Source organism: uncultured Methanobrevibacter sp., from assembly GCF_902764455.1.
Lineage (GTDB): Archaea > Methanobacteriota > Methanobacteria > Methanobacteriales > Methanobacteriaceae > Methanocatella.
In genome coordinates, this window is sequence record NZ_CACWVY010000006.1 from 22,399 (window position 1) to 35,196 (window position 12,798).

The 12,798-nt window shown below is 31.3% G+C and carries 9 protein-coding genes; 5 read left to right on the plus strand and 4 right to left on the minus strand.

The genetic code is table 11. From position 1 onward, the window contains the following. Window positions 1–3: 3 nt before the first annotated feature. From QZU75_RS02425 to QZU75_RS02440, 4 genes are all read right to left on the minus strand, one after another. Window positions 4–1,401 carry a hypothetical protein gene (locus QZU75_RS02425; RefSeq protein WP_296881355.1) on the minus strand — a complete coding sequence of 466 codons (1,398 nt, stop codon included), beginning with the start codon at window positions 1,399–1,401 and terminating at the stop codon, window positions 4–6. Beyond that, window positions 1,394–2,191 (minus strand): class II glutamine amidotransferase, encoded by a 798-nt coding sequence (locus QZU75_RS02430; protein WP_296881356.1) that lies wholly within the window; start codon window positions 2,189–2,191, stop codon window positions 1,394–1,396. Before QZU75_RS02430 ends, QZU75_RS02425 begins: the two co-directional genes overlap by 8 nt. Before the next feature lie 151 nt (window positions 2,192–2,342). After that, a complete protein-coding gene (locus tag QZU75_RS02435) occupies window positions 2,343–4,805 on the minus strand; it encodes an ATP-binding cassette domain-containing protein (RefSeq protein WP_296881357.1) in 2,463 nt (820 codons plus the stop codon). Window positions 4,806–4,892: 87 nt separating this feature from the next. Further along, window positions 4,893–5,912 (minus strand): adenylosuccinate synthetase, encoded by a 1,020-nt coding sequence (locus QZU75_RS02440; RefSeq protein ID WP_296881358.1) that lies wholly within the window; start codon window positions 5,910–5,912, stop codon window positions 4,893–4,895. Window positions 5,913–6,087: 175 nt separating this feature from the next. Here QZU75_RS02440 and QZU75_RS02445 point away from each other — a divergent pair, with 175 nt between their 5' ends. The 5 genes from QZU75_RS02445 to QZU75_RS02465 all read left to right on the plus strand — a co-directional run bounded on the left by QZU75_RS02445 (window position 6,088) and on the right by QZU75_RS02465 (window position 12,749). After that, on the plus strand, window positions 6,088–7,995 hold the full coding sequence (locus QZU75_RS02445; protein ID WP_296881359.1) for a histidine kinase dimerization/phosphoacceptor domain -containing protein: 1,908 nt from the start codon (window positions 6,088–6,090) through the stop codon (window positions 7,993–7,995). Next, entirely contained in the window at window positions 7,992–9,860 is a 1,869-nt protein-coding gene (locus tag QZU75_RS02450; protein WP_296881360.1) for a sensor histidine kinase, read from the plus strand. The genes QZU75_RS02445 and QZU75_RS02450 overlap by 4 nt, the downstream gene beginning before the upstream one ends. 79 nt (window positions 9,861–9,939) lie before the next feature. Then, window positions 9,940–10,350: a response regulator gene (locus QZU75_RS02455; RefSeq protein WP_296881361.1), complete on the plus strand. Its 411-nt coding sequence runs from the start codon at window positions 9,940–9,942 to the stop codon at window positions 10,348–10,350. Window positions 10,351–10,359: 9 nt separating this feature from the next. Next, window positions 10,360–12,129: a glycosyltransferase gene (locus QZU75_RS02460; RefSeq protein WP_296881362.1), complete on the plus strand. Its 1,770-nt coding sequence runs from the start codon at window positions 10,360–10,362 to the stop codon at window positions 12,127–12,129. Next, window positions 12,126–12,749 (plus strand): hypothetical protein, encoded by a 624-nt coding sequence (locus tag QZU75_RS02465; RefSeq protein ID WP_296881363.1) that lies wholly within the window; start codon window positions 12,126–12,128, stop codon window positions 12,747–12,749. The genes QZU75_RS02460 and QZU75_RS02465 overlap by 4 nt, the downstream gene beginning before the upstream one ends. The last annotated feature ends 49 nt before the right edge of the window (window positions 12,750–12,798 follow it).

Consider the following 12,798-nt stretch of genomic DNA (forward strand, 5'->3'; position numbering starts at 1 on the left):
AAATTAAATCTCACACGGTTTGCTATACTCTTCAATAATCTTTTCTATATTTACATTTCTATTCAATGAATTAATTAAATCTTTTCCCGGATTTGTATGATTTTTTATACGTTCGAATAATGGATTTAAAAATATTTCTTCACCAAATCCTCTTTCTTTAAGTCCAAGACTTGCCAAATCAACAATATCCTTGCATAACCTACACAATTCTCTTTTATTTACAAAGATAGGAAGTTCATCCCGAATGAACAATTTTCTAAGTTCATTAGCCGTATACCCCTTATTGTATATCACATCATCATTTGAAATTAACTCATCCAAATCATCCAGCTTATCATTTAAACCCAAATGAAATGCTGCAACAGACATTGAATCCCTAATAGGTTGGGTACATACACTTCTAAATTCAACAGTTCCTCTGAATGTCAAATTAATAAATTTAAAAGGCCTTAAATATTGAATATCATCTAAGGAAGGTTTTACATCTATACTTTGGTATTTTCCACCACAAAAAACTTCACCAGAAACGCTTTCCCGATTGAAATAATCCAGAACATTCATTGATGGAAAATTAATATAGACCCCATTACGCATTACACAATACATATTCAGAGATTCAAGATAAGCCTGAAGCCCATCAAGGTCATTGAAATCAACATCATACATTCCAATATTATGAGGATTTACTCCATGAGTCGAATATTCCCACAGTATATCTCTAAAACAAGTTAAATGAGGATTTTCTTCATATAAAACTGAATTAGAAAATAATAATGCCTTAATTGGTTCAATTTTAGAAAATACATTAATTGTTTTAACTAAGTCTTCCCTATACACATCCAACTGCACTTGAGAAGCAGATGAAAACATTCCATATTCAGGGTATTGATGAAAAGGAAATGTTAAATCATCATAATTTTCAAATGATTGCAAATGATGATAAAGCATCAAATACCTCTCAGAAGGAATTGGAATATGATTATTATATTTCCTATAAGGATTAATACCCATTCCAGTTAATGTATGATTATACTCATTGAAAGATTCTTTTATAAATGAATAATACTCACAAAAACGATCATTAATAGTAAACAAATCTTTTTCACGACCCATTGCAAATTCAATATTATTGTATGAACAGTCATAACAGACAATATCATCTGTTTTAGGGTTTTTTAAAGAAAATATATTCCCGTCATAATCTATACCGTCAGCTTTAAAATCAGAAAACTGATTTTTGAATTTATCAGTTATTTTGTGAACAACATTAAAATCAACAGCTTCTTTATTAAGATTAACAATAGGAATTTCAATTTCAATACCAATAAAATTCTTTTTTTGATTAGTTGGTTTTATAAACTCATCATACAATTTATTCTTTACCAAATCCTCATTAATCATTAATGTCATCCCGATTTATTGATTTTAAAAACCCTTCAATGGCTTTTTCATGTTCTTCTGTTAATATAAATTCATTTTCATGCTCTTCACTTTCAAAAATGATATTACCATCAATTAATCCGAATAATTTATTCAACTCCACAGGTTTCCAATTTTCATCATCAGTTAATGGAGTTGAAGCAACCAGAAAGCTTTCATCATCTTTGAGATAATATAATGAATCCCTCATGTTAGAGTGAATGTAAGTTAAATCACCATCATAAAACATCAAATTAAGTTTATTATTTTTAGACAAATCAGCTACAATATCAGTTAATAAATTAAAACGTTCTTTAATTGTTGATAATCTGCCTTTATCTCTTTCAAATTCATTGACTTTATCGATAATATATAGGAGTATTCGCTCAGAATCTGTATTGCCTTTTTCCTTTTTAATATAGTCATTTAGTTTAGGATAATCAAAGATGGTTCCGTTATGGATTAACATCCAAGACCTATTGTTATCATCAGCTTCTGTAAATGGGTGACAATTGGGAGATATAATCTCACCCATAGTGGCTAACCGAATATGAGCGAATACATTTTTTCCAATAACAGGATTAGATAATATATTTTTTAAGTGTTCACTACATGATGCTTTCATAGGCTCTTTATCTATAACAAATTCATTTGATTGCATATTAGCTAATCCCCATCCATGCGGATGATCTTCAGAGTGATTATAAAAACATTCAAGACATTCATTTACTTGTTTTGGCGTATTAGAATTAAAACAAAAAATTTCACACATACACTATCCCCCCATTATTGATTATTACAATTGAGTAAATTGTAATAACTATTGTTATATAACTTATGTTATATAAATTTTTTTGAAAATAAGGCAGACCAAAAAATCAAAAAAAAAAAATAATAAAATCATGAAATTTAATTACAAACTGTTAAAACAATACTTTTTCACTTAAATATTTACCTGTCAAACTCTTTTTAGAGCTGATAACATCCTCTAAAGTTCCGCAGGCCAATATTTCACCGCCCCAGTAATCATCATCAATGCCAATGTCAATAATATAATCAGCATTGGCAATTAAATCCAAATCATGTTCAATAACAATTATAGTAGCTCCTTTGTCAATTAAATGGTCGAATACATCAATTAATACTTTAACGTCCAATGGATGAAGACCAATTGTCGGCTCATCGAAGACAAATACTGAATTTTTCTGGGACTTTCCAATCTCTGAAGCCAATTTCAGCCTTTGAGCTTCACCACCAGACAGACTAGGGGTTGCTTCACCTAAAGTCAGATAACCTAAACCCAAATCCGATAACTTCTGCAATTTAGAAGTAACTTTAGAAAGCTCAAATAACTCTTCAATAGCTTCATCAACTGTCAAGCTCATTATATCTGCAATGGAAAGTCCATTGAATTTAATTTCTTCTACTTTTTTATCATATCTAAGCCCATTACAATCAGGACAGGCCATTTCAACATCGGGCAAGAACTGCACATCCATTGAAACATTGCCTGTTCCGTTACATGTCCCACATCTCAGTTTTCCAGTATTGTATGAAAAATCAGCCATTTTATACTCATCAGTCAATTTGGCAAATTCATGCCTTAAATCATCAAGGACTTTAGAATATGTCGCCACAGTACTTCTTACATTTTTACCAATTGGAACACTATCAATCAAATCTATTTTTTTAATGCCATCGCAATCCAAATCCTTAATGAATGCAGGCAAATCTTCACCGTTAATGTGAGCTTTAACTGCAGGATAGAGTGCTTCTAAAAGTAAAGTTGTTTTTCCACTTCCTGAAACCCCAGTAACTACTGTTAACTTTCCTTTCGGTATTTCAACGTTCATTTCTTTCACATTATGAATCCTTGAAGTTTTAATTGATATTTCACCATTCTCAAAGATTTCACCAGATTTATCCCTTATGATGATTTTTTCTGAATTTGAGAGAAATGGGGCAATTTGTGAGGAGTTATTATTAATGATTTCATCCAAGGATCCCTTTGCAATAATATTTCCACCATCAGCACCTGCAGTTGGACCCAATTCAATCATATAATCAGCAATATTTAACATTTTAACATCATGATCAACCAAAATAATAGAATTTCCATCATCCACCAGCCTCCGGATAACATTAATCAAGCCGTCAACATTATTCGGATGAAGACCGATTGAAGGCTCATCCAAAACATATAATACTCCTGTTGTGTGATTTTTCAATGTTTTAGCAATCTGCACTCTTTGAAGCTCACCAGTGGATAATGTGTTTGAAGGCCTGTCAAGTGAAATGTAGCTTAAACCCAAATCAAGCAGAATATTTGCATCATCCATAAACTCATCTGCAATATCTTCTGCCATTTGTCTAACACCTTCCGGCAAAGCGTTAATGACTTCAGGAATCCATAAAACCAATTCCTTTAAGTTCATTTTGCAGGCTTCAGCAAGATTAATTCCACCTAAAAGAGTTTCACGAGCTTTTGAATTAATTCGAGTTCCTTCACAATCACTGCAGACCTTCGTTTTTAAAAATTTATTAATTTTTGTTAGTCCTTTTTCGGTTTTTGCATTTTTTAAGGCTTCTTCAATGGCCCTGTGAGCATTTCTATACTCTGCATTCAACTCAAATAACTTACCGTTTTTAGAGGGAATGTTAATGTATTTTTTAACTGCAGGACCATTATAAACAATGTCTTTTTCTTTTTCAGATAAATCTTTAAATGGAACATCCAGTCTGACTCCCAGCTCTCCTGCCACATGATACATCCATGAAATACCAAACTGATTCCATGCATCGACAGCACCTTCTTCAATTGTTTTTGTATCATCTAAAACAAGTTTGGAATCATCGACATCACGCATAAATCCTGTACCTGCACATGTCGGACAGGCACCATCAGAATTGAATGCATATTCTTCAGCCCCAAGACCATAGAACTCTTCACCACATTCATGGCATTTCAATGGAATTTCACGAGCCACATTTAGTGTTGGCTCCTGCATATGTCCATTTGGGCAAAAGTAGTTTCCACATCTTGAATATAATAATCTCAAAGAGTTTAAAAGTTCTGTTGAAGTTCCAAAAGTAGATCTGATATTTGGAATATTCGGCCTTTGGTGAAGAGCCAGTGCTGCCGGAACATACTGAATTAAATCAACCTGAGCTTTTTGGGATTGAGTTATTCTTCGGCGAGTATAGGTAGACAGAGCATCAAGATATCTGCGAGACCCTTCTGAATACAATACTCCTAGAGCCAGAGAAGATTTTCCGCTTCCTGAAACTCCACTAATAGCTACAATTTTTCCAAGGGGAATATCAATGTCAATATTTTTTAGATTATGAACTTTAGCTCCTCGAACGATTATCATATCATTATACATGATATATTATTTGAAAATATACTATAATAAAAATTAGGGATAAATCAATGAAAGAGTTAATTAAAAAAAAAATAGAGCGAAAAAGAATTATAATAATTCTTTTCTTAAATCAATTGTGTCTTTTAAATCAGGCCCTGTAGAAATAATAGTTACAGGAACACCTGTTTCAGTTTGAATATCTTCAATGAAAGCTTTGGTTTCAGCTGACAACTCATCATAGTTTTGTACACGAGCACAATCAAACAATCTGTCAACACAAGTTAAAGCAATTTGTGTTGCACCATTGATTCTGCATGATTCTTTTGCCAGTTCCATGTCAAAGTAACCGATTCTTCTACGTCTTCCGGTTACAACACCATATTCTTCAAGCCCTTTGCTTTCAGCTTCTTCCTGAGTCATTTCAGTTGGGAAAGGACCTTCACCAACACGTGAAATATAAGCTTTAAATACGTTAATAACTTCATCAACCTTAGTTGGTCCAACACCAACATCTGCAGCAAATGTTGATGCAGTAGTATCTTTACTGGTTACATACGGATATGAACCGTAATAAAGAGAAAGAGCAAAACCTTGAGAACCTTCAATGAATACGTCATCACCGTTATCAATAGATTCATTTACTTCAAGTGACACATCAGTAATGTATTCTTCAAGTTCAGGCACATCCTTTGCCAAACCAATTGTTCTTAATACACGGTCTGAATTTGCAGGACCGCATCCTGAACCAGTACTGCCTATTTTTTTAGACAAGTGTTCAGATTTTTTATCTCTAGACATGTGATCTTCGGTAATTATAGCACATCTAGGATCAACACACATTCTTTCTTTAACATTATATTTTTTTAAGTTTTCAAATTCTGAAAATAGTACATCAGGATTTACTAAAACTCCCGCACCAATCATGAGTTTAGCATCAGTATGTACAAAACCTGATGGGGTTAATCTTAAACCGTATTTTTCTCCATTGAATTCAACAGAGTGGCCCGCATTTGGTCCTACACCTGCACGAGCAATTATTTGTGGTTTATCTGCATCACAAAGGTAAGTAATACATTTTCCTTTACCTTCATCTCCCCATGCTCCACCAACTAAAATACTACAAGTCATTTAATAACATCCTTAATATTAATTTTGAAAATATGTAAAATTTCAACCATTAATATTATATTTTTACTGATTAAAAAGCTTTTGGAAAAATAATCTTCAAAAATTTTCATAATAATATAAATATTATATTAAATATAAATCTTATATACTATTTAAAAAATTTAAGGTAATTCGCATGCATGTTGAAAGACAGTACAAGGAACTAGAAAAAATCGAAGAGGTTCGGGTTTATAATCTTAACCGAGACGATACATATCAAAAGGCTCCTCAAGTGAAAAAACCCAAAAATGTTCGTTTAAGTAATGTTATGAAACACGTGCCCTCCGATATAAATGTATTCCAACCAATTGACAACGGTGAAGATTTTCTAATTGAAAGAATTGGTTGGAATTTACTGGAAAGAAATAACACCACTTTAGAAGAAGTTGAAGGCCGAAAATTAAGCCAAATCTCTCCATTTTACTATGACCTTTTAAAAGACACATTTAAAGAGGTTTTAGAAACTGGAAAAATGAAATCTATGAGAATATTTTATTATATTAGTGACAGAATTAGAACCCTCGCAAATATAAATATTATTTCTGATGAAGGCGAAATTTATGTAATTTCTGATTTAAGAAATACATTTAATGAAGTTAAAACCGAAGAAGAACAAAAAGAAGAAGAAGAGGAACATAAAGCTAATCTAATTGAATATTTTTCACAAACCGGAAGTTATTACAAAACAAGGAATGAATATGCATGGACTCCCGGCATTTATAATATTCTAAATCGTCCAAAGGAAGCTGGAGATGCATACCATAATATCATTTTTGATTTAGTAATACCTGAAGACCGTCCGTTAGTAGAAGAACTGATTCAAACAATGAGCCCCGAAACAGACACCTACGAAAACATAATTCGTATCCAAATTCCCGGAGGATCTATTAAATATCTAGATACATATCTTTATTCTAAATTTGATGAAAATGGCGAGGAAATTAGTAATTACGGTTTGTTTAAAGATGTAAGTATTGATTCGCACAAACACATGACAAGACCAGTAGACTTTATGTTAAACGGATTTAATCACAATTCAAAGCTGTCACTTCTTGTTGAACCATTAAGTAAAAGATATGAATTCAGTGAAGGATTTTATAAAATTATCGAAGTTGAAAAAGAGAAATATGTCCACGGACTCGACATAATTGAAAATATTGTTGAAGAGAATATTAAGGAGGATTTTTATAAATTAGTTAAAGGTGAAATTGAAGAATTGAACTGTGTGCTAACTTATAAAGTGCATGGAGACGATAGTGATTTAAAAATATGCGAATTATTTATTGAAAGGTTTGATTATGGAAATAAAAATCACAGTATTGGATTTTTAACAGACATTACATATGCACGCAAAAAACAAAAAGAACTGATAGAATCAAATGCAACAAAAAACATTTTGATTAAAGAAGTTCACCACAGAGTAAAAAACAACCTGCAGGTATTGAGTAGTTTCTTAAATCTTGAGAGAAGAGCATATAAAAATAACTCTGAAAACATTTTAGACAATATGCAAGCACGTTTAACATCACTTGCTCTACTTCACGAAAAAACATACAACACCGATGATTTTATCAACATTAATCTTGAAGATTATATGAAAGACCAAGATTCTACATTACATTCATTATTCGGAACAAAAGACATCAATTTTGTATCTGAAGTTAACCCGGATATTCATTTATCCATGGATGTAATTACACCATTACTATTAATTGTTGATGAACTTACAATGAACGCAATAAAACACGCATTCCCTGATCCAGATATGCCTGATAAGACAATATTTAAAAAAATCGACTATATTGATGATGACAAACATGTATGTGAATTTATACTTAGAGATAATGGAGTTGGACTTGAAAGCCCTGAATCCTTAATTAATCATAACTTAGGATGGGAAATAATAAACAATTTAACAAGACAAATCAATGGAAAACTAGAAATTTTAGACTGCGAAGTTGGAACAGGATTTAAAATCATTTTCCCTGTAAACTTCGACCACACGCTTGAATATCACCTTAATGACACGGAGGTGAGCAAATGAGAATAGAAAAAACATACAGACAATTAGAAAGTATAGAAGAGGTCCATATCTATGATATTACTGAAAGCGATTTATTTAGATCTGTTCCACAAGAATTTGAGATACCTCCTATGCCTTTCGAAAAAACATTAAATGCAATTTCAAATGATTTAGATATGTTTCTTGCATATGATGAGGGTAAAGACTTCATTATCGGTAGATTAGGATTAGGTGCTTTAACAAGAGGAGATATTACACAAAAAGACGTTATAGGACGTTTACTTAGTAAAACATCCCCAGGTTATTTTAAAGTTTTGTCAGAACCTTTAAGAGAAGTTTATCAAACCCATGAAACTAAAAAAATGATGTTTTATTATCATTTTAATGAAAAACTAGCAAGATTTTCAAATGTTAAAATCATTTATGACATGGGCAAACTTATTTTAATTTCAGATCACAGAGACAATCAGGAAACTCAATTATATACACCTGATGATACTAATGATGAAAAAGCTAATCTGATTGAGTATTTCTCACAAACCGGAAGTTACTATAAAATTAAAGACCGATACACCTGGACTCAAGGTATTTATAATATCATAAATCGTACAAGAGAAGAAAATGACGAATATTATAATATTGTCTTTGATTTGATTATCCCTGAAGATAAACCAGTACTCGAAAAAATGCTTAGGGAGTTAGATGCTGGAAAAACAACATACGAATCGATTATCCGAATTAGAACGCACGATGATATTTTAAAATATGTTGAAGTAAATCTTTATTCCACATTCGATAAAGAGGGACAACTATTAAACAGATATGGTCTAATGAAAGATGTCAGTACAGATACTGACAGAAAAATGAAAAGACCTGTTGATTTTTTACTTAAAGGATTTAAAAGCAGCAAAAAATTAGCATTATTAATTGATCCATTGAATGTGAAACATTATGAATTCTCTGAAGGTTTCTACCATCTGATTGAAATACCTCCTGAAGAGTATAGGCACAAACGTGAGATTGTTGATTATATTGTTGAAGAAAACGTGAAGTCTCAACTGATAGAACTTATGGAAGGAAAAATTGATGAACTCCAAGTTTCATTCACATACAATGTGCATGGTGATGAAAACAACCAAAAAATGTGTGAATTATATCTTGAAAGGTTTGAATTTGGAGAAAGCACTCACAGTATTGGATTTTTAACTGATGTTACTGAAGAAAAAGAAAAACAAAATGAACTCGTTGAAGCTAACGAACATCAAAAAGTATTAATTAAAGAAGTCCACCATAGAGTGAAAAACAACCTGCAAGTTCTGAACAGTTTCTTAAACTTAGAAAAAAGAGCCTATAAAGATAAACCACATGTAATTATTGACCATATGCAATCAAGACTATCTTCATTAGCTATTCTTCATGAAAAAACATATAACACTACAGATTTCAAAAATATTAATCTGAAAGATTATATTGTTGATCAGGATAGTCAAATGAGTAGTTTAATTGGTTTAAGAGATGGAATTGAATTTAAGTCAGATGTTGATGATGACATTAACTTAACAATTGAGGTCATAACTCCTCTTTTACTGGTTATCGATGAACTAACTATGAATGCGATAAAACACGCATTCCCGGATAAAAGTGTTTCAAATAAAGTTATCTATAAGAAAATTAGTAAAATCAATAATGAAACTGGTGAACTAATTCTTAAAGATAATGGAATTGGTATTGAAGATCCGTCTAAAATTTCTAAAAACCTTGGTTGTGAAATTATCAAAAATCTCACAAAACAACTTGATGGACACATTGAATTGTACCAGCATGAAAACGGAACCGGATATAGGCTAACTTTCCCACTCGATATGGAACATACAATCGAAGGATAAAATTTAAATAAATAAAATGAAGTATTAAGATTTAAATAAAATGAACAATAAAATTTTAACATTATAATGGGGTAATAAAATGAATGAAAGAATATTAATTGTAGAAGATGAAGCAATTACTGCACTTGATTTGAAATATAGTTTAGAAGAATTAGGTTATGAAATTGTCGATACAGTTGATACCGGACAAGATGCTATTGATACTGCTGCAGAAACCGTACCTGATGTGGTATTAATGGATATTAAATTAAAAGGAGACATGGAAGGTATAGAAGCAGCAGAAGTTATTTCAGAATTAAGAATACCAATCATATACCTAACAGCAAACACCGATACAGACACATTTGAAAAATCAAATGTTAAAGGATCCTACGGATTTGTTTCAAAACCATACGATATTCAAAAATTAGACAAAACTCTTAAAATTACCATTAATAGAGCAAAACTAGAAGAAAAGAAAATAAATCAAGCTAGTGGTTTTACAGAATAATGGTGTGATATGACTGAATTTGAATTAATTGAAGGAAAACCAAAAATATTCGCAATTAGTCAGGATAAAGACTTATTATCACAAATCCAAAAATATGTTGATAACTACGATTATGATTTTGTAGGCTCAGCATCTGAAAAAGCAGATATATTTAGAGAAGTGGAAGAGTTATCTGTTAATCTGATATTTTTAGATTCTGAAATTGAAAACATTGACTTAATTGAACTGACAGATGATTTAGAAATTTTCAATATTCCTATCATAATCATAATTGGAGATTTGTTTAATGAAACCATTGATACATTATTAATGAGTAATCCTTTTGGTTATCTGATTAAACCGATTGATGAAGAGGAACTTCAAAGAGCAATGGCGGTAGCTCTCAGAAAACATGAACAAAACGTTCAAAACATACTAGAAGCACAATCAAAACTTCAGGAAAAAAGTAATGAACTTTTAATCGAAAAATCTGATTCAAGTTTTCTTTTAATTCTTTGTCTATCCCTAATCATTATCGCTGTTTTATCAAGAAATGCTACTTGGCTTCAATGGGTTCTCTTAATACCAACATTAGCTATGCTTATAAACTCAATCGTGAGTTTGAAAAAACAGAAAAAACCAGAGCCTCTTGACGAAAAAGATTTTCCATTTGTAAGTATTTTTATTCCAGCTCACAATGAAGAAAACACTATTGAAGATACAGTGAGAAGCGTATGTCAGGTTGATTATCATAAGGAACCTGAAGAAGAAGATGAAAAAAGGGAACCTCAATATGAATTAATTGTTGTAAATGACGGTTCAACTGATAGAACTGGAGAAATTTTATCAAAGCTAAAAGAGGAATATCCTCAAGTAAAAATTGTTACAAGACACCCTCCACGATCAGGAAAAGGAAAAGGATTTGTTTTAAATGATGCATTAACATTATCAAGAGGAGAAATAATTGGAGTATTTGATGCAGATACACAAATCAAAACGGATTATTTAAAAACAGTCATACCTTATCTTAATGGAGACATTGATGGTGTACAAACAAGAGTTAAAATGTTTAATAAAAATGAGAATTTTTTAGCTCGTATGCAACATGTGGAATTTACCACATTCGGAAATACTTTAATTGCTAAAGATAATTTAGACCATACCGGATTTTTAGGTGGAAATGGTCAATTTGTTAAAAAACAAGCCATTATCGAATCTGGAAGATGGGACGGATTTGCTGTAACTGAAGATTTAAATTTAGCTATAAAAATTATTCTAAATGGTGGAAAAATTAGTTATTGTGGAGATTGCGCAGTATATCAAGAAGCCGTAACAGACTGGAAAGCATTCTTTAGACAAAGAACTAGATGGGCTATTGGAAACTTTGAAACACTATTTGTTTATCTTCCTTTAATCGTAAGATCAAAAATATCCCTTCTAAAAAAATTTAATGTTCTCGAACATATTTCATTTTATAGTTTTAATTTATTGATCTTCTTTGGATTCATTATTACTATTATTAATGCTATTTCATGGTTCTTTTTCCATAATGTAACCTTAATTAAAATGGAAGCTCCCCTAATTGTAGGTATATTATCTGCAGTTGCATTTTTCCCAGGACTTATATTTTCTCTTATGAGGGATAAATTGGGAGTAATCGAAATGATTAAAGATATGGTAAAATATTATATTTATTGTTTCCACCTAATTCCATTGTTTTTCTTAACTATGCATACCATGATGAGTAGAAAAGAAAGAAAATGGTCAAAAACTGTTCATAAAGGAGGAAAAGAAACATGAGAAAACAAGATGTTCTACGTTCAATAATAATTATTATTTTAATCATATTTATTGCAGTTAATATCAATGGAATTAATAGTTTTTTAAGTTTCAAAACTGATAAAACCGTGGAATTTGGTCACAGTATAACTGTTGTACCGCAAGCCTGGAATACAACAGATGAAGTAAATTTAACAAACCAATCCAAAACTCATGATGCTATAACTAATAAGTATGTCTTCATAGACCATTGGGACGACTGGCCAGAAGACCATATAACGTCCATATCGGAGGCCAAATTTAAATCAATGGAAAATGGAAGTTATAAAGTTCTTAAAAATGAAAACAGTACTTTATCTGGAGTACCAGTTTCAAAACAATACTTTACAAATCCTTCAAGAAATAATGATCATGTTTGGAGTCCTATTGGAGTAAACTACGTATTTTCAAAAGAGGACACTAACTATGCAATACAAGTTCATTACTTCACAACTCAGGACTATAACAATACCACATTCATCAAAGAAATAGATAAGTGTATTGAAGATGACATGAGTAATATTCATAACCATGAATACAACGGATATGTATCTGGCGTTCGTGACATATTCAATTTCATAACCGGCCATATCCCACATTGAAGTTAATGTTAAATTAAAATAAGCGTTAATAATTTTAATAGATATTGAA

Coding starts and splice junctions, on each gene's coding strand:
- QZU75_RS02445 (WP_296881359.1), top strand. CDS start 6,088: ATGCATGTTGAAAGACAGTACAAGGAACTAGAAAAAATCGAAGAGGTT.
- QZU75_RS02455 (WP_296881361.1), top strand. CDS start 9,940: ATGAATGAAAGAATATTAATTGTAGAAGATGAAGCAATTACTGCACTT.
- QZU75_RS02425 (WP_296881355.1), bottom strand. CDS start 1,401: ATGATTAATGAGGATTTGGTAAAGAATAAATTGTATGATGAGTTTATA.
- QZU75_RS02435 (WP_296881357.1), bottom strand. CDS start 4,805: ATGTATAATGATATGATAATCGTTCGAGGAGCTAAAGTTCATAATCTA.
- QZU75_RS02465 (WP_296881363.1), top strand. CDS start 12,126: ATGAGAAAACAAGATGTTCTACGTTCAATAATAATTATTATTTTAATC.
- QZU75_RS02450 (WP_296881360.1), top strand. CDS start 7,992: ATGAGAATAGAAAAAACATACAGACAATTAGAAAGTATAGAAGAGGTC.
- QZU75_RS02430 (WP_296881356.1), bottom strand. CDS start 2,191: ATGTGTGAAATTTTTTGTTTTAATTCTAATACGCCAAAACAAGTAAAT.
- QZU75_RS02440 (WP_296881358.1), bottom strand. CDS start 5,912: ATGACTTGTAGTATTTTAGTTGGTGGAGCATGGGGAGATGAAGGTAAA.
- QZU75_RS02460 (WP_296881362.1), top strand. CDS start 10,360: ATGACTGAATTTGAATTAATTGAAGGAAAACCAAAAATATTCGCAATT.